This is a genomic window from Dermacoccus sp. PAMC28757 (assembly GCF_014302635.1).
Taxonomy (GTDB): Bacteria; Actinomycetota; Actinomycetes; order Actinomycetales; family Dermatophilaceae; genus Dermacoccus; species Dermacoccus abyssi.
Genome location: NZ_CP060292.1, coordinates 20379 through 37694, shown reverse-complemented (window position 1 = coordinate 37694; position 17316 = coordinate 20379). Strand labels below are relative to the sequence as shown.

Genomic DNA, 17316 nt, shown 5'->3' with positions numbered 1-17316 from the left:
GTGATGAGCAAAGGCTCATCACGTTCGGAGGACACATGACGCAGCCCGCCCGCACCCAGGTCGTCGTCGTCGGCGCCGGCATGGTGGCGCAGAAGTTCGTCGAGGCGTTGCGCGCCAAGGACGTCGACGGCCGCTGCGCTATCACGGTCCTGGGCGAGGAGTCGCTCGCGCCGTACGACCGCGTGCACCTCACGAGCTTCTTCTCCGGCACGACGCCGCAGGAGCTCCTGCTCGGTGACCCGGCGCTGTGGGACGACGACCTCGTCACGCTGCGCACCTCGACGCGCGTCACGCGCCTCGAGCGCCCCGAGCAGGTCGTCGTCACGGACGTCGGCGAGCGCATCGCCTATGACCATCTCGTGCTTGCCACCGGGTCGAGCGCGGCCGTCCCGCCCGTCGAGGGGCGCGAGTCGACCGGCTGCTTCGTCTACCGCACCCTCGACGACGTCGAGGCGCTGCGCACGTACGTGGCCGACCGCGCACTCGCCCATCCGGAGCGTCAGGTGCGCGGCGCCGTCATGGGCGGTGGTCTGCTCGGCCTCGAGGCCGGTGGTGCGTTGCAGGCGATGGGAGCCGACACGGCGGTCGTCGGGTTCGCCGACCGCCTCATGCCCGTGCAGGTCGACGCGGGTGGCGGTGAAGACCTCAAACGCATCATCGAGGGCACCGGCGTGCACGTGCGCACCTCCACGGCGACCGCGCGGATCAACGCCGACGACGACGGTCGCGTCGTCTCGATGGACTACGCGAGCGGGGAGAACGACCCGGTCGACGTCGTCGTCTTCGCCACCGGCATCCGCCCCCGCGACGAGCTCGGGCGTGAGGCGGGCCTCGAGATCGGTCCGCGTGGCGGCGTCGTCGTCGACGCTCACTGCCTAACGAGCGACCCGGCCATCCACGCCATCGGCGAGGTGGCGTGCATCCAGGGCGAGGTGTGGGGCCTCGTCGCGCCCGGCTACACGATGGCGGAGATCGCCGCCGCGCACCTGCTCGGGGAGGCGCCCGACTTCACCGGCGCCGACAGCTCGACGAAGCTCAAGCTCATGGGCGTCGACGTCGCGAGCTTCGGTGACGCCTTCGCCACGACGCCCGGGGCGCGCGAGGTGGTCTACTCCGACGCCCTGAGCGGTTGGTATCGCAAGCTCGTCGTCGCCGAGGACGGCCACACCCTGCTCGGCGGCGTGCTCGTGGGTGACGCCACGGCGTTCCCGAGCCTGCGCGCCATGATCGGGCAGGACGTCGGCGCGCCGAGCGCGTTCGTCATCCCGGAGGACGAGCGCGGCGAGAAGGCGCATGTCAACCTCGAACTGCCCGACGACGCCGGCGTCTGCTCGTGCAACAACGTGAGCGCCGGACAGATTCGTGCGGCGTTCGCCGACGGCGCGACGAGCGTCGACGCCGTCAAGGAATGCACGAAGGCTGGCACCTCGTGCGGCTCGTGCCTGCCGCTCGTCATCAAGCTCGTCGAGGTCGAGCAGGCCAAGGCCGGCATCACGATCGACCGGTCGCTGTGCGAGCACATCCGCATGTCGCGCAGTCAGCTCTTCACCGCCACCGGGTGGCCGATCTGCACACCTTCGACGACGTCATCGAACGTTTCGGCACCGGGCGCGGCTGTGACGTGTGCAAACCGACCGTCGCCAACATCCTCGCCAGCCTCGAGAACGGCCACGTCCTGTCCGGGCAGCAGGCGAGCATGCAGGACACCAACGATCACGTGCTGGCCAACATGCAGAAGGACGGTACGTACTCGGTGGTGCCGCGCATCCCCGGGGGTGAGGTGACGCCGGCCGGGCTCATCGCCATCGGGCGCATCGCCGAGACCTACGGCCTCTACACGAAGATCACCGGCGCTCAACGCATCGACATGTTCGGCGCGCGGATCGACCAGCTGCCGGCCATCTGGAAGGATCTGCTCGTCGCCGGGTTCGAGTGCGGGCAGGCGTACGGCAAGAGCCTGCGTGCCGTGAAGTCGTGCGTCGGCTCGACGTGGTGCCGTTTCGGGGTACGCGACTCGGTGCGTCTCGCCATCGACCTGGAGACGCGCCCCAAGGGGCTGCGCAGCCCGCACAAGCTCAAGATGGGGGTCTCGGGGTGCGCCCGCGAGTGTGCCGAGGCGTGGCAAGGACGCCGGCATCATCGCCACCGAGAACGGCTGGAACCTCTACGTCGGCGGCAACGGCGGGTTCAAGCCGGTGCACGCGCAGCTACTCGCCGAGGATCTCACCGAGGCCGAACTCATCACCGCCATCGACCGGTTCTTCATGTTCTACATCTCGACGGCCGAGCGGCTGCAGCGCACCGCACCCTGGCTGCAGGAGCTCGACGGCGGCATCGAGCACCTGCGTGAGGTGATCTTCGACGACGTTCTCGGTATCTGCGACGACCTGGACGCCATGATGGCGCGGCACGTCAACGCCTACGCCGACGAGTGGCGCGAGGTGCTCGAGGACCCGCAGAAACTCGCGCAGTTCACCGGGTTCGTCAACGACGAGACGAGCGTCGACCCCGACCTGCTCTACCTTGTCGAACGCGATCAGATCCGCCCCGCCACCCCGCAGGAGAAGGCCGACCCGTCGCTGCACCTCGTCGGCCCCCGCATCCCCGTGAGGAGTGCCTGATGTCCCGACCGTCGACCTCGACTGAGAGCACCTCGAACGTGAGCGTCTCGAACGCGCCCGATCTAGAGGGCTGGACTCGCGCGTGCGACGCCGACCGACTCGTGCCGGAACGCGCCGTGGCTGCCCTGGCCCCGGACGGCGCGCAGGTCGCCGTCGTGCGGACGGCGGACGGCCGGCTGTTCGCCGTCGGCCACCACGACCCGTATGCGCTCGCCAACGTCATTGCGCGCGGCGTCGTCGGGACGCGCACGGTGGCGGACGAGACAGCGTCGGAGAAGACAGGGCAGGAAGCGACCGGGCAGGAGCGGGTCGTCGACGTCATCCAGTCGCCGCTCTACAAGCAGGCCTTCGACCTGGCGACGGGGGAGGACGTCGAGGACCGCAGCGTGAGCCTGGGCACCTGGGCGGTGCGTGAGCGCGACGGCGTCATCGAGCTGGGGGAGCGCACGAGCGAGGCGCGCCACCCGGAGCGCACGACGCGCTGAGCGCGGCGGTGAGACGGATGTTGCCTGCCGGAAACATGAGGCGGACTCGCGCGTAACACGCCGCTCCTAGCGTCATCGGCACATCCCACCGATGCGCGAGGAGCACCTCATGACGCTGGCCCACCGCGGTGATTCACCGACCGCCACCGCTGCCGCCACCCCGGCCCCGGCCGCCCGATTCACCCGCCGAGCAGGCCGCTGGATCGACGACTGGGATCCGGAGAACGCCGCGCAGTGGGGTCACCACGGCGGAGCGCAGACCGCCCGCCACAACCTCGCCATCTCGGTGTTCGCGGAGTTCCTCGGCTTCGGCGTCTTCGCGCTGTGGGGCATCGTCGTACCGCAGCTGGCCACGTACGGCTACACCGGCAGCGCGGCGCTGAGCGAGACGCAGCAGTTCTGGTTGCTCAGCATCCCCACCCTCGTCGGGGCGAGCCTGCGCATCCCGTACACGTTCGCCGTCCCGCGCTTCGGGGGTCGCAACTGGACGATCGTCTCCGCGCTGCTGCTCCTGCTGCCCGCCGTCGGCCTGGCCCTCGCCGTCGGGCAGCACGCGAGCTTCGGGGTGCTGCTCGCCGTGGCCGCGCTCGCCGGCTTCGGTGGCGGCAACTTCGCCAGCTCGATGACGAACATCTCCTTCTTCTACCGCTCCTCCGAGAAGGGCAAGGCGCTCGGCCTCAACGCGGCCGGCGGCAACCTGGGGACGGCGGCCGTCCAGTTCGCCATCCCCCTCGTCGTCACCTGGGGGGCCACGACCGCCGTCACCGGCGCTCAGGTGCCCAACCTGCCGTTGGCGGGCTGGATCTTCGTGCCGTTCATCCTGCTCGCGGCGCTGCTCGCCTGGCGCAGCATGGACAACCTCTCGGTCATCGCCGGGTCGGGTGACCGCGGCGGTTTCGAGATGGCGAGCCGCGCCCGTCACACCTGGATCCTCGCGTTCCTCTACGTCGGCACGTTCGGCTCGTTCATCGGTTTCGCCGGCGTCTTTCCCAAGATCATGTCCGACGCGTTTCCCGCCCACGGCCTCAAGCTCGCCTTCCTCGGCGCGCTCGTCGGCTCGCTGACCCGCCCGCTCGGCGGCGTCATCGCCGACCGCGTCGGCGGCTGGCGTGTCACCGTCGTCAGCTTCGTGGCGATGGCGTTCGGTGCGCTCGGCGCGATCCAGGCGCTGCAGGGCAAGAACTTCGGCCTCTTCATGGCCGCGTTCCTGCTGCTGTTCGTCTTCACCGGCATCGGCAACGGGTCGATCTACCGGATGATCCCAGCGGTGTTCGACGCCACGGCCACGGACACCACCGACGACGGTCGACGTCGCACCCGGCGCGTCGCGGCGGGCGCCATCGGCATCGTCGGCGCCGTGGGTGCCTTCGGCGGGTTCGTCGTGCCGCAGATGTTCGCGCTGAGCAAGGCCTCGAGCATCTCGGCGATCGCCCCGAAGGGCACGATCGTGCCGGCGCTCTACGGCATCATCGCGCTCTACCTCGTCATGGCGTTCGTCGCCTGGTTCGCCTACGGGCGTCGGGGTGCGGGGCTCGGTGACGCCGGGCAGGTGGGCATCTGATGGCGACCTCGACCCATTGCCCCTACTGCGCGTTGCAGTGCGGCATGCGGCTGACCCCCGGCAATGACGGGGCCGGCGCCGTGAGCGTGACACCGCGCGAGTTCCCGACCAACCGCGGGGGCCTGTGCCACAAGGGCTGGACGTCGGCCGCAGTGCTCTCGACGCCCGACCGGCTGCTGCGTCCACTGGTGCGCGACGCCGACGGGTCGCTCGTTAAAACGACGTGGGACGAGGCCTACACCCGCATCGTGCGCGGGGTGAAGCGCGCTCGCGCTCGCAGCGGCCCCGACGGTGTGGCCGTCTTCGGCGGAGGTGGCCTGACCAACGAGAAGGCCTACACGCTGGGCAAGTTCGCCCGCGTCGGGCTCGGCACGGCGATGACCGACTACAACGGGCGTTTCTGCATGAGCTCGGCCGCTGCAGCCGGGGGCCGGACTCTCGGGCTCGATCGGGGGATGCCGTTTCCGCTCGGCGATCTCGACGGCGCGGACGCCGTCATGCTCGTGGGCAGTAACCCGGCCGAGACGATGCCGCCGTTCGTGCAGCACCTGCGCTCGGCGCGCGAGCGGGGCGGGCTCATCGTCATCGACCCACGTCGGACGCCGAGCGCGGCCCTGACGGACGACGGCGCGGGCGTTCACCTTCAACCGCTGCCGGGCACCGACATCACCGTACTCATGGGGCTGTTGCACCTCGTCATCGTCGGTGGCGGTGCGGACGAGCGTTACCTCGCCGACCGCGTCACCGGTTGGGACGCCGTCAAGCGGTCGGCCATGATGTGGTGGCCGGAGGCCGTGGAGCGGGAGACGGGCATCCCGGTCGCCGAACTTCGTTGTGCGGCAAAGATCCTCATGAAATCGGCTCCCGTCGTCGGCGGGCACGGCGCGTACGTGCTCACCGGGCGCGGCGCGGAGCAGCACGCCCACGGCACCGACACGGTGAGCGCCGCGCTCAACCTTGCGCTGGCCCTCGGACTGCCCGGTCGGGTGGGTTCGGGCTACGGCTGTCTCACCGGTCAGGGCAACGGCCAGGGTGGACGCGAGCACGGGCAGAAGTGCGATCAACTGCCCGGCTATCGCAAGATCACCGACCCGGCCGCCCGCGCGCACATCGCCGAGGTCTGGGGCGTCGAGGAGAGCGACATCCCCGGCCCCGGGCTGCCGGCCGTCCAACTGCTCGACGCGCTCGGCACGCCGGAGGGCGCCTCGATGCTCTTCGTGCACGGCGCAAACCCCGTGGTGAGCGGGCCGCGTTCCGGCCGCATCGCCGAACGGTTCGCGGCGCTCGACACGCTCGTCGTCACCGATTTCGTCCTGTCGGAGACCGCCGCGATGGCCGACGTCGTCCTGCCCAGCCTGCAATGGGCCGAGGAGGAGGGCACGATGACCAACCTCGAGGGGCGCGTGCTGCGCCGACGTCGCGCCGTGCCCGCTCCCGACGCGGCCGACGGGCCGCGGGACGAACTGCGTATCTGGCACGAGCTCGCCGAACTGCTCGACGCCCCGGCCGGTTTCGCCACCGACCCCGCCGATGCGTTCGACGAGTTGGCGCGCGCCTCGGCGGGCGGCATCGCCGACTATTCCGGCCTCAGCCACGCCGCGCTGGACGCCTGGGAACTCGCGGACGACGAGGGCGGCACCGGGGCGTTCTGGCCTGCCGTGCGTGACGCGATGACGCGCCCCGACCCGCGCACCGTCGGCACGCCCCGGCTGTTCCTCGACCGCTTCGCGACGCCCGACGGGCGCGCCCGGATGATCGACGTGCGCTCGGCGGGCGTGGCCGACGACCTCCGACCAGACGCGCCGCTCTACCTGCTCACCGGCCGTCTGCTGCAGCACTATCAGTCGGGCGCCCAGACGCGCCGCGTGGCCGAGCTCAACGGCATCGAACCCGAGGCGTTCGTGCAGATCCACCCGCTGACGGCCGCACGCCTCGGCATCGGCGAGGGCGACGACGTCGAGGTGCGCACCCGCTCCGGTGCCGCCGTCGGCGTTGCGCGCCTCAGCAATGACATCCGCCGCGACTGCGTCTTCATGCCGTTCCACTTCGCCGGGCGCGGCGCGGCCAACCTCGCCACCAACCCCGCGCTCGACCCGGTGAGCTCGATGCCGGAGTTCAAGGTGTGCGCTGCCGCGGTGGCGCGGTTCGATGAGCAGGACGCGCCGACTGGCGACGATGACGCTGCTCACGGCGAGCACGCAGCACGCGCCGGCCAGGCGGTGCGCGCATGAGCCGCCCGCCGCGCGTCGTCGTCATCGGGCACGGCATGGTGGCGGCCCGCTTTCTCGACGACCTCACCCGGCACGCCGAGCGCACCGGCGCGGCCTTCGACATCACGGTGCTGGGGGAGGAGCCCTATGAGCCGTACAACCGGCTCATGCTCTCGGAGGTCGTGGCCGGGCGCGCCGACCTCGCGTCCCTCACGCTGCCGGCGGCGCCCGAGGACGTCACCGTGCATGCGGGGACGGCGGCCGTACGCCTCGAACGCGAACGTCGTGTCGTCATCGATGCCGAGGGGCGCGAGCACCCGTATGACCTGGCGGTCTTCGCCACCGGTGCCGAGGCCGTCATGCCGCCCATCCCCGGCCTCGGCGCCGGAGGTGGCCAGGGCGTGCGCGCGGTGCGTACCATCGACGACTGCCGCGAACTGCTGGCCGCCTGCACCCCGGGGCGGCGGATGGCGGTGCTCGGTGGCGGTCTGCTCGGCGTCGAGATCGCCTGCGGCCTGCGCACCCGCGACGTCGACGTAACGCTCGTGCATCGCGGTGGGCACGTCATGGATCGCCAGCTCGACGCCCCGAGCGGTCAGATGGCGGCCGCCGTCCTGGGCGACCTCGGTGTCGACGTGCGGGTGACGAGCGGCATCGTCCGGGTTCTGCGCGAGAAGGAGCATCTTGTCGGCATCGAACTGGCTGACGGCGAACGGCTGGACATCGACGGTCTCGTCGTCAACACGGGAGTCAAACCGAGAGCCGAGATCGCCAGGGCCGCAGGTGTTCCCGTCGACATCGGCATCCTCGTGGACGAGCGGTTGCGTGCTCTCGACGACGATTCGGTGGCCGCCATCGGCGACTGTGCGCAGACCGACGCGGGGTGCCCCGGCCTCATCGCGCCGGGGTGGGAGCAGGCCGGCCGGCTGGCGCGTGAACTGTGCGAGAACGACCAGGCCGCGACCGCGCCCCGGAGCGCACCGATCCCGCAGCCGACACCGCAGGCCACCCCGGAACCCCGGCCCGAACCCGAGGTCAGCATCGTCAAGCTCAAGGCCGTGGGGCTCGACGTCGTCGCGCTCGGCGAGCCCTTGCCCGACCCGTTCGCGGCGCATGCCCAGGGCCTGCGGGTCCTCACCCTGAGCGACGTCGGCGAGCGCCGGTCGGCCACCATCGCCGTCGACGGCGAGCGCATCGTCGCGGGGGTCGTCGTCGGGTCGCCGCGGGTGGCGGCCGATCTCATGAGCGCGTATGAACGGCGGACGCCGTTGCCGCTCGATCCGGCCCACCTGCTCGTCAAGGGCGCGTCCAACCCCGACGCGGTGCCTCAGGCGGCCGGTCCGACGGCGCTGCCGAGCACGGCCACGGTCTGTCGCTGCAACGGGGTGAGCAAGAAGGAGATCGTCGACGCGCACGTCGAGGGAGCGCGGTGCGTCGAGGACGTCGCCGCCGCCACGCGTGCGACGACGGGGTGCGGCAGTTGCACCGCGACTGTGTGCGGCATCCTCGAATGGATGGACGAGGTGAACCCGGCGCAGGAGGCGACAATGGCCTGATGGCCGTTCTCATCGATCCGCCGGCGTGGCCCGCGTGGGGCACCGTGTTCAGCCACCTCGTCTCCGACGTCTCGCTCGTCGAGCTGCACGCGTTCGCCGCCGCGCACGACGTGCCGCGCGCCGCGTTCGACCACGATCACTACGACGTGCCCGCGCGCCAGTACGACGATCTCGTCGCGGGCGGTGCGGAACCGGTGCGGGGCACCGAGCTCGTGCGTCGCCTCATCGCCTCGGGGCTGCGGGTGCGGGCTCGCGACCGCTGAGCAGGCCGCGGTGAGGGAGATGTTGCATCCCTGAAACAAACCCGCCGGTCACGCGAAACACGGCCTCCCTAGGTTCGAGGGCAACAACGCAGGAGGATTCATGAGCGAGCAGATCGAGCAGGCCCGACCCCGCGAACGCGTCGTCGTCATCGGCGCCGGCATGGTGGCCCACCGTTTCGTCGAGGCGATGCGGTCGCGCGACGACGCGGGCCGTTTCGACATCACGGTGCTCGGCGACGAGCCGCGTCCGCCGTACGACCGGGTGGCGCTCACGAGCTACTTCACGGGGCGCGACCCGGAGGATCTCAACCTCGGCGGGGCCGAGCTGTGGGCCGACCCCCGCGTCACCCTCGCCAAGCGCACCGAGGTGACGGACGTCGACCGCAACGCCAAGGTGGTGACGACCGCCAAGGGCGTCCGCCACCCCTACGACCATCTCGTGCTCGCCACCGGCAGCTACGCCGCGGTGCCGCCCGTCAAGGGCAACGACCTGCAGGGTTGCTTCGTCTACCGCACGATCGACGACGTCGCGGCGCTGCGCGGGTACGTCGAGGAGCTGCGTGCGGCCCACCCCGAGCGGCCCGTGCGCGGCGCCGTCGTCGGTGGTGGTCTGCTCGGTCTCGAGGCGGCCGGTGCGTTGCAGGCGCTCGGCGCCGAGTCGACCGTCATCGAGTTCGCGCCGCGTCTCATGCCGTTGCAGGTGGACGACGGCGGTGGCCAGGAGCTGCGCCGACTCATCGAGAACCTCGGCGTCGAGGTGCGCACCGGCACGGCCACCCAGCGGGTTCTGGCCAAGCGCGGACGCCGGGTCACCGGCATGGAGTTCGCCGACGGCGAGAAGATCGACGTCGACGTCGTGGTCTTCGCCACCGGCGTGCGCCCGCGTGACGAACTGGCCCGTGCTGCCGGCCTCGAGGTCGGTGAGCGTGGCGGTGTCGTCGTCGACGACCGCTGCCGCACGAGCGACGAGAGCATCCACGCCATCGGTGAGGTGGCGTGCATCCAGGGTCGTGTCTGGGGTCTCGTCGCCCCCGGCTACACGATGGCCGAGATCGCCGCCGACGCGCTGCTGGGTGGGGAATCGAGCTTTCCCGGCGCGGACACCTCGACCAAGCTCAAGCTGCTCGGCGTCGACGTCGCGAGCTTCGGTGACGCGTTCGCCACGACCCCCGGTGCGCTCGAGGTCGTCTACTCGGACTCGGTGACCGGTTCGTACAAGAAGCTCGTCGTCTCCGACGACGCGCAGACCCTGCTCGGCGGCATCCTCGTCGGGGACGCCAGTGCCTACGCCGGGCTGCGACCGCTCGTCGGACGCCGGCTGGGCGCCGACCCGTCGTCGTTCATCGTGCCGGCCGGCGCGGGGGAGGGCGCGGCGTCCTCGCTCGAACTGCCCGACGACGCCGCGGTGTGCTCCTGCAACAACGTGAGCGCCGGTCAGATCCGTTCGGCGGTCGACGACGGCGCGTCGAACCTGGCCGACGTCAAGAGCTGCACGAAGGCCGGAACCTCCTGCGGCTCATGCCTGCCCATCGTCAAGAAGCTGTTCGAGTCGCATCAGGAGAAGGCGGGCATCGCCGTCGACCGGTCGCTGTGCGAGCACATCCCGATGCCACGCAGCGAACTGTTCAACGCCATCAAGGTGGCGGGCCTCGCGACGTTCAGCGAGATCATGGAACGCTTCGGTACCGGGCGCGGCTGCGACATCTGCAAGCCGACGATCGCCAACATCCTCGCGAGCCTGGGCGGCGGGCACATCCTCGCCGGGGAGCAGAGCACGCTGCAGGACAGCAACGACCATGTGCTGGCCAACCTGCAGAAGGACGGCACGTACTCGGTCGTCCCGCGAATCCCGGGCGGGGAGATCACCCCGGACGGGCTTCTCGTCATCGCCCAGGTGGCCAAGGACTTCGGGCTCTACACGAAGATCACGGGCGGCCAGCGCATCGACCTGTTCGGCGCGCGCATCGACCAGCTGCCGGCCATCTGGAAGCGCCTCGTCGACGCCGGGTTCGAGTCCGGCCATGCCTACGGCAAGAGCCTGCGCACCGTGAAGTCGTGCGTCGGGCAGAGTTGGTGCCGCTACGGCGTCCAGGACAGCGTGCGCATGGCCATCGACCTCGAACTGCGCTACCGCGGCCTGCGCAGCCCTCACAAGCTCAAGCTCGGCGTCTCCGGCTGTGCCCGCGAGTGCGCCGAGGCGCGCGGCAAGGACGCGGGCGTCATCGCCACGGAGAACGGGTGGAACCTCTACGTCGGCGGCAACGGCGGGGCCACACCCAAGCACGCGCAACTGTTGGCGCAGGACTTGTCGGACGCCGAACTCATCACCGCCATCGACCGGTTCTTCATGTACTACGTCTCGACGGCCGAGCGCCTCCAGCGCACCGCCCCGTGGCTCGAGGAGCTCGACGGCGGCATCGAGCGGCTGCGAGAGGTGATCTTCGACGACGCGCTCGGCCTCTGTGACGACCTCGACGCCATGATGACCCACCACGTGGGCGCCTACGTCGACGAGTGGCGCGAGGTGCTCGAAGATCCGGAGAAGCTCGCCCAGTTCACCGGGTTCGTCAACGACGCGACGGACGCCGACCCCGACCTGCTCTACGTCGTCGAGCGTGAGCAGGTGCGCCCGGCCACCGCCGACGACCGTGCCCGCGCGGCGGCGGGCGAGCTCGACCTCGTCGACTCCGAACGCCGTCCCGTCGTGATCGCCGGCTCGACGCTGGAGGTGCGCGCATGAGCGTCGTCTGCCCCGTCGAGCGGGTGCGTCCCGAACGTGCGGTTGCCGCCAAGGCCGACGACGGCGCCCAGGTCGCCATCGTGCGCACCGCGGACGGCGCGCTGCACGCCGTCGGGCACTACGACCCGTACGCCGAGGCCAACGTCATCGCCCGCGGCATCGTGGGGACGGCGACGGTCGCCGGTGAGGTGCGTGACGTCATCCAGTCGCCCATGTACAAGCAGGCGTTCGACCTCGCGACGGGTCGGTGCACGAGCGATCCGGACGTGACGCTCGGGGTGTGGGACGTGGCCGAGGAGGACGGGATGATCGTCCTGCGAAACAATCGGATCGCTCCGTCCGGGGTGGCCTAGGGTGCGTAGACCGATGGATCTGCCCATACATCTGCCCTGCCCCGCGGCGCGAAAGGTGGCCCCCATGAACGACCCTCGACCCGGCACGGTCGTGATCGTCGGCGGTGGCCCGGGCGCACTCGACCTGCTCACGCTGCGTGCACTGCGTGAACTCGAGCGTGCCGACGTCATCGTCGCCGACCGCCTCGGCCCCACCGATCAGCTCGACGAGCTCGGTCTCGACGCCGAGATCGTGCCCGTCGGCAAGACGCCGCACCACCACCCGGTGCCGCAGCACGAGATCAACGACATCCTCGTGCGGGAGGCGCGCGCCGGACGTCGCGTCGTGCGGCTCAAGGGTGGCGACCCCTATCTGCTCGGGCGCGGCGGCGAAGAGGTGCTGCACTGCCGCGAGCACGGCATCGACGTCGACGTCGTGCCCGGCGTGACGAGCGCGCTGTCCGCGCCGCTCGCGGGCGGCATCCCCGTGACCCATCGCGGCGTGTCGGCCGGGATGCTCGTGCTGTCCGGTCACGACGAACTCGCCGTCCCCGCCCTCGTCGCGTGGCCGCACACCATCGTCATCCTCATGGGCATGCGTCGCCTCGGCGAACTCACCGCGAGCCTCGTGCGGGAGGGCAAGGACGCGTCGACGCCCGTCGGCGTCGTCCACTCGGCGTGGACTCCGCAGCAGCAGGTCGTCAAGGGCACGCTCGCCGACATCGCCGAGCAGTGCCTGACGCGCGGGGTGGGCAACCCCAGCGTCATCGTCATCGGTGAGGTCGTCACCGTGCTGCCCGACGCCGAGATCGCCCAGGTGGCCTCCGAGAGCGTGGCTCGCGATAGGGTGCGGGAGCCCTGCGCATGAACGAGACGACCGCGCCGAGCGTGCACGCCGAGGCCGCTCGGCTGCCCCAGGACCTCGCCGGATGCCGCGTCGTGCTCACGGCGCAACGCCGTGCCGAGGAATTCGCCGGAGCACTCGAACGACGTGGCGCCGAGGTGATCCACGCGCCGACCATGTCGCACGTCCCCCACGTTGACGATGCCGAACTCAACGCTCGGACAAGGGAACTCGTCGACAAGAAGCCTGATCTCGTCGTTGTCACGACGGCGATCGGTTTTCGCGGGTGGCTCGAGGCAGCCGAGGCGGCCGGGCAACGCGAAGCGCTCGTCGAAGCTCTCGCAGGCGCTCGCATCCTCACCCGCGGACCCAAGGCCCGCGGTGCCGTTCAGGGCGCCGGGCTCGAGGTCTCCTGGAGTGCCGAAAGTGAAACAGCAGACGAGGTGAAGCGTCATCTGGCGACCCTCGATCTGCGCGGCACGCGTGTAGCCGTGCAGCACCACGGCGCAGGGTCCGACGGCATCGACGAGCAACTGCGCGACTCGAGCGCCGACGTCGTCTCGCTCGTCGTCTACCGCTGGGGTCCGGCGCCCGACCCGCAGGCCGTCGAGCGTGCCGCCCACCTTGTCGCTCGCGGCGAGGTGGACACCATTGCCTTCACGGCAGCCCCCGGCGCGGATGCCTTCTTCACCGCAGCGCACCTCGCCGGGGTTCGGGACGAGGTCGTCGCCGCACTGCGGGAGGGGCGTGTCCGCGCAGCCGCCGTCGGAGACACGACGGCCGCGCCACTGCGTGCCTACGGCATCGAACCGCTCGTACCGGAGCGCTTCCGCCTGGGAGCGCTCGTCAAACTCGTCATCGCCGAACTCGGTCGGGACGCCTCGTGACGACGAACTCGAGCGCCGGCGAAGCAGTACCGACGAGCAGCGAATCGACCCGATGTGCCGTCATCCTCGTCGCCCACGGGACGGCGAACGAACGGGGCCGGCAGGTCGTTCTCGACCTCGTCACCGCCGTGCACAACCGACGGCCGGAACTCGATGTCACCGACGCTTACGTCGACGTGCAGGAGCCACCCGTCGCCGACGTTGTCGCTCAACTCGCCCCCCGCTACGACGAGGTCGTCGTCGTGCCGCTGCTCTTCTGCGGCGGGTACCACGTCCGTGTCGACGTGGCGAAGGCCGTCGATGCGTGGCCGAACGCCCGCTCGACCGGCGCCCTGGGTCCGTCGCGCCGAATCGCCGACCTGCTCGTCCAACGCCTGACCGAGGCAGGCGTCGAGCGCCGGGATCCTGTTGTCATGGCCGCCGCCGGTTCCAGCCGGCTCGAGGCCGCGGCCGACGCCCGCGCTCAGGCGCGCCTGCTCGCCGAGGCGTGGGGCGCCGAGGTCGATGTCGCGTTCGGTTCGGCCGGCACGCCCGCAGTGCCCGACGCGGTCAACGCCAACCGCGACCGGCCCGGTGCTAGCGTCGCCGTCGCCTCGCTCCTGCTCGGGGAGGGCCACTTCTCCGAGAAGCTGCGCCGATCGGGTGCTGACATCGTCACCGAGCCGCTGGGCGCCGCCCCCGAGGTGGTCGAGCAGATCCTCGCGCGTCTCGACGAGGCCTGAGCCCGCAGCCGAGCAGCACGCCCTACGATCGTCGCCATGAAGCATCCCGCCGCCGTTCCCCTTCTGGCCGTGGCCGCCGTCCTGTTCTGGGCATGGTCGATCTACGGTTTCGTCGCCGGTGTGCTCAACGGGTACGGCGACGGATCGGGCGGTAACGCCGGGCGTCTGGGCGCCGCCGCAGGCGTCCTCATGACGGGTCTGGTCGCGCTCGCGGCGACGATCTACCTCGTCAAAGCGCTCAAGGTGCGCCGCGGTCGGTGAACCGGGCCGCCCCGCACAGCGTGATCGGTGCGCACTGTTCGGCTAGGGTCGAACCAACCAAGCTGATACTCCGGCACACACGTTCAATTGGAGCCTTGTCATGACGTGGGTCATCATCCTTCTTCTCATCATCGTCGCGCTCGCCGTGGCTGCCGTTGTCATGTACAACGGCCTCGTCAAGCAGCGCAACACGGTGCAGGAGGCGTGGCACCAGATCGATGTCGAACTGACGCGCCGCCACGACCTCATCCCGAACCTCGTCGAGACGGTCAAGGGCTACGCGCAGCACGAGGCCAAGACGCTCGACGACGTCATCCGCGCTCGCGGCGCTGCCGTCAACACGCACGGTTCGCCCGACCACGCCGCTGACGCGGCCGCCGCGGAAGGCGAGCTGACGCAGGCCCTCGGTCGCCTCATCTCGGTCTCCGAGGCCTACCCGGACCTCAAGGCCAACCAGAACTACCAGCAGCTCATGGGCGAGCTGTCGGCCACCGAGGACCGCATCGCCTCCGCGCGTCGCTACTACAACGCCTGCGTGCGTGACCTGAACTCGAAGGTCGACTCGATCCCGACGAAGTTCATGGCCGGCCCCGCCGGTGTGACGAAGGCCGAGTACTACGAGGCCGACGAGGCCACGAAGGGCGCGCCGCAGGTCAACATGACGAACGCGGAGGCTCCGTCGGTGCAGTTCGACGCCCCGCAGAGCCAGCAGCGTCCGTACAACGAGCAGCCGCAGCTGCCGCCGTCGCAGATGCCGTACCCGACGCAGGGTGGCCGGTCGAACACGTTCCAGGCTCCTGGTCAGCAGGGCTACGGGGTGGAGTACCCCGAGCAGCGCAAGTGATCCGATCCCGACGACGCCCCGAATCGCAGCAGCGGTTCGGGGCGTCGCCCGTTTCCGCTTCCCGGCTGCGGATGATGAGCCGGACGAGCGAGGCCGAGGCCCAGCAGGCGGCCTCCGACGACCCGATGAAGTACCTGTGGGCCACCGAGGGTGCCTTCCGGATGCTCACCCTCGCGTACTCGCTCTTCATCCACACGGGCGCCGTCGATCACTACACGCGCCCGCACCTCGCGACGGCGCTCATCGCCGTGCAGTGCATCTGGTCGGGTGTCGTGGCCCTCGCGCTGTTCGCACGCCCGCGGTGGCGTTCTTGGCTCGTCGCGGGCGACATCGTCGTGACGCTCGGACTCATGTACGCGACGTGGATCGTCGCCGACGCGAGCTGGTGGGACCACAACCAGAGTCTGCCGACGACGATGTGGGCCACGAACGCCGTGCTGGCCGCCGGCATGCAGTGGGGCGTGACGGCGGGCTTCCTCGCCGGCGTCGGTATTTCCCTCGCAAGCCTTCACATCGGCGACGATCTGTCGTGGATGGTGCGTTCGCCGACGATGCCGATTCTCGTGAGTTCCGGCATCGCAGCCGGTGTCGGGGGTGTCGGTGCGCGACGCTCACACGCTCAACTCGTCGCCGCTCTCGAGCTGCGTGCCCGTGCGGCCGAGCGAGAGCGGCTCGCGCGAGAGGTGCACGACGGCGTGCTCCAGGTGCTCGCGCTCATGGGGCGTAAGGGCCCGTCGTTCGGTGCGGAGGGCGCGGCCCTCGGGCAGTTGGCCACCGAACAGGAACGGGCGCTGCGCACCCTCATCGCCGACGTCGACGAAGCGCCGATCGCAGCGGCTCGAACGACCTCCGAGCCGTCCGGCGGATCGATGGACGATGCACCGGTCGACTTACGCCGTGAGCTCCTCGCACTGGCCGATGACCGCGTTCGCGTCTCGGCAGGTTCGGCGCCCGTGCTCCTCGACGCCGCTCGAGCTGGGGAGTTGCTCGCCGCGACGAAGCAGGCGCTCGCCAACACCGAACGTCACGCGGGGGAGCACGCCACGGCCTTCGTCCTCCTCGAAGACCTCGACGACGAGGTGACGCTCACCGTCCGCGACGACGGCCCCGGCATTCCTGACGGCCGCCTGGCCGAAGCCAAGGCCCAGGGGCGAATGGGTGTGAGCCGGTCGATCGTCGGACGCGTCGAGTCGATCGGTGGCCGAGCCCACCTCGAGGCGACACCGGGGGAGGGTGTCGAGTGGGAGTTCACGCTGCAGCGTTGAGACACATCGCCGATGGCCCGCGCGAGAGGATGGGTCCATGACTTCCGACGGTGCCGCCCCCACCACGCGACTCATGGTGGTCGACGACCACCCGATGTGGCGCGACGCCGTCGCGCGTGACCTGCGCGAGCACGGCTACGACGTCGTCGCGACGGCCGGCTCCGTGCGTGAGGCTGTGGATCGTGCCAAGGCGACCTCGCCCGACCTCGTCCTCATGGACATGAACCTGCCCGACGGCAACGGCACCGATGCCACGACGGCCATTCGCGCGGTTTTCGACGACGTCAAGATCCTCGTGCTGTCCGCGTCGTCCGAGCGCACGGACGTGCTCGACGCCGTCCGGGCCGGCGCGTCCGGTTACCTCCTCAAGAGCGCAGGCGCTGAGGAACTTCTCACGGCCGTCCACGACACGGCGCAGGGACGCGCCGTTTTCACCCCGGAACTGGCCGGCCTCGTCCTCGCCGAACTGCGCGGACGCGAGCGCGAGGAAAGCCCCGATCCCACTGCCGTGCTCACACCCCGCGAGACGGAGGTGCTGCGCATGGTCGCCAAGGGCCTGGCATCGAAGCAGATCGCCACCCGCCTCGGCCTGAGCCACCGCACCGTCGACAACCACATCGCCTCGACGCTGCGGAAGCTGCAACTGGGCAACCGCGTCGAGCTCACCCGTTTCGCGCTGGAGAACGGGCTCGACTGACGCTGCTGTTCACTCGGGGGAGCGTGCA

13 protein-coding genes and 2 pseudogenes are annotated in these 17316 nt (G+C 70.5%); all 15 read left to right on the top strand.

Annotation, left to right across the window (positions count from 1 at the left end):
• Positions 1–35: 35 nt before the first annotated feature.
• The 15 genes and pseudogenes from nirB (H7F30_RS00165) to H7F30_RS00095 all read left to right on the top strand — a co-directional run bounded on the left by nirB (H7F30_RS00165) (position 36) and on the right by H7F30_RS00095 (position 17288).
• Positions 36–2621, top strand: a pseudogene (nirB, locus tag H7F30_RS00165) (nitrite reductase large subunit NirB).
• On the top strand, positions 2621–3106 hold the full coding sequence (locus H7F30_RS00160) for a nitrite reductase (NAD(P)H) small subunit (RefSeq protein WP_052946752.1): 486 nt from the start codon (positions 2621–2623) through the stop codon (positions 3104–3106). Before nirB (H7F30_RS00165) ends, H7F30_RS00160 begins: the two are co-directional and overlap by 1 nt.
• Before the next feature lie 109 nt (positions 3107–3215).
• Positions 3216–4667: an MFS transporter gene (locus H7F30_RS00155; protein WP_047310466.1), complete on the top strand. Its 1452-nt coding sequence runs from the start codon at positions 3216–3218 to the stop codon at positions 4665–4667.
• Positions 4667–6898 (top strand): molybdopterin oxidoreductase family protein, encoded by a 2232-nt coding sequence (locus H7F30_RS00150; RefSeq protein WP_082128615.1) that lies wholly within the window; start codon positions 4667–4669, stop codon positions 6896–6898. Before H7F30_RS00155 ends, H7F30_RS00150 begins: the two co-directional genes overlap by 1 nt.
• On the top strand, positions 6895–8433 hold the full coding sequence (locus H7F30_RS00145) for an FAD-dependent oxidoreductase (RefSeq protein WP_187035990.1): 1539 nt from the start codon (positions 6895–6897) through the stop codon (positions 8431–8433). Before H7F30_RS00150 ends, H7F30_RS00145 begins: the two co-directional genes overlap by 4 nt.
• Positions 8433–8693, top strand: a pseudogene (locus H7F30_RS00140) (DUF4031 domain-containing protein); the annotation flags it as partial. The gene H7F30_RS00145 and the pseudogene H7F30_RS00140, both read left to right, overlap by 1 nt.
• 103 nt (positions 8694–8796) lie before the next feature.
• On the top strand, positions 8797–11436 hold the full coding sequence (nirB, locus tag H7F30_RS00135) for a nitrite reductase large subunit NirB (RefSeq protein ID WP_187035986.1): 2640 nt from the start codon (positions 8797–8799) through the stop codon (positions 11434–11436).
• A complete protein-coding gene (nirD, locus tag H7F30_RS00130; protein ID WP_047310462.1) occupies positions 11433–11789 on the top strand; it encodes a nitrite reductase small subunit NirD in 357 nt (118 codons plus the stop codon). Before nirB (H7F30_RS00135) ends, nirD begins: the two co-directional genes overlap by 4 nt.
• Positions 11790–11853: 64 nt before the next feature.
• Entirely contained in the window at positions 11854–12636 is a 783-nt protein-coding gene (gene cobA, locus H7F30_RS00125) for a uroporphyrinogen-III C-methyltransferase (protein WP_047310461.1), read from the top strand.
• The gene (locus H7F30_RS00120; RefSeq protein WP_047310460.1) at positions 12633–13499 is read left to right on the top strand and encodes a uroporphyrinogen-III synthase; all 867 of its coding nucleotides are present in this window, start codon (positions 12633–12635) and stop codon (positions 13497–13499) included. Before cobA ends, H7F30_RS00120 begins: the two co-directional genes overlap by 4 nt.
• Positions 13496–14221 carry a sirohydrochlorin chelatase gene (locus H7F30_RS00115; RefSeq protein WP_187035984.1) on the top strand — a complete coding sequence of 242 codons (726 nt, stop codon included), beginning with the start codon at positions 13496–13498 and terminating at the stop codon, positions 14219–14221. Before H7F30_RS00120 ends, H7F30_RS00115 begins: the two co-directional genes overlap by 4 nt.
• A gap of 36 nt (positions 14222–14257) precedes the next feature.
• Entirely contained in the window at positions 14258–14482 is a 225-nt protein-coding gene (locus tag H7F30_RS00110) for a hypothetical protein (protein ID WP_047310459.1), read from the top strand.
• Between the two features lie 100 nt (positions 14483–14582).
• Positions 14583–15326 carry a LemA family protein gene (locus H7F30_RS00105; protein ID WP_187035982.1) on the top strand — a complete coding sequence of 248 codons (744 nt, stop codon included), beginning with the start codon at positions 14583–14585 and terminating at the stop codon, positions 15324–15326.
• A 74-nt stretch (positions 15327–15400) separates the two neighbouring features.
• Positions 15401–16591 carry a MacS family sensor histidine kinase gene (gene macS, locus H7F30_RS00100; protein WP_052946750.1) on the top strand — a complete coding sequence of 397 codons (1191 nt, stop codon included), beginning with the start codon at positions 15401–15403 and terminating at the stop codon, positions 16589–16591.
• A 37-nt stretch (positions 16592–16628) separates the two neighbouring features.
• Positions 16629–17288 (top strand): response regulator transcription factor, encoded by a 660-nt coding sequence (locus tag H7F30_RS00095; protein ID WP_222617819.1) that lies wholly within the window; start codon positions 16629–16631, stop codon positions 17286–17288.
• Positions 17289–17316 lie beyond the last annotated feature (28 nt).

Excerpts from the sequence above, each read along its gene's own strand:
- H7F30_RS00110 (WP_047310459.1), top strand. The coding sequence starts at position 14,258 with ATGAAGCATCCCGCCGCCGTTCCCCTTCTGGCCGTGGCCGCCGTCCTG.
- H7F30_RS00150 (WP_082128615.1), top strand. The coding sequence starts at position 4,667 with ATGGCGACCTCGACCCATTGCCCCTACTGCGCGTTGCAGTGCGGCATG.
- H7F30_RS00095 (WP_222617819.1), top strand. The coding sequence starts at position 16,629 with ATGACTTCCGACGGTGCCGCCCCCACCACGCGACTCATGGTGGTCGAC.
- H7F30_RS00155 (WP_047310466.1), top strand. The coding sequence starts at position 3,216 with ATGACGCTGGCCCACCGCGGTGATTCACCGACCGCCACCGCTGCCGCC.
- nirD (WP_047310462.1), top strand. The coding sequence starts at position 11,433 with ATGAGCGTCGTCTGCCCCGTCGAGCGGGTGCGTCCCGAACGTGCGGTT.
- macS (WP_052946750.1), top strand. The coding sequence starts at position 15,401 with ATGAGCCGGACGAGCGAGGCCGAGGCCCAGCAGGCGGCCTCCGACGAC.
- cobA (WP_047310461.1), top strand. The coding sequence starts at position 11,854 with ATGAACGACCCTCGACCCGGCACGGTCGTGATCGTCGGCGGTGGCCCG.
- H7F30_RS00120 (WP_047310460.1), top strand. The coding sequence starts at position 12,633 with ATGAACGAGACGACCGCGCCGAGCGTGCACGCCGAGGCCGCTCGGCTG.
- nirB (WP_187035986.1), top strand. The coding sequence starts at position 8,797 with ATGAGCGAGCAGATCGAGCAGGCCCGACCCCGCGAACGCGTCGTCGTC.
- H7F30_RS00105 (WP_187035982.1), top strand. The coding sequence starts at position 14,583 with ATGACGTGGGTCATCATCCTTCTTCTCATCATCGTCGCGCTCGCCGTG.
- H7F30_RS00145 (WP_187035990.1), top strand. The coding sequence starts at position 6,895 with ATGAGCCGCCCGCCGCGCGTCGTCGTCATCGGGCACGGCATGGTGGCG.
- H7F30_RS00160 (WP_052946752.1), top strand. The coding sequence starts at position 2,621 with ATGTCCCGACCGTCGACCTCGACTGAGAGCACCTCGAACGTGAGCGTC.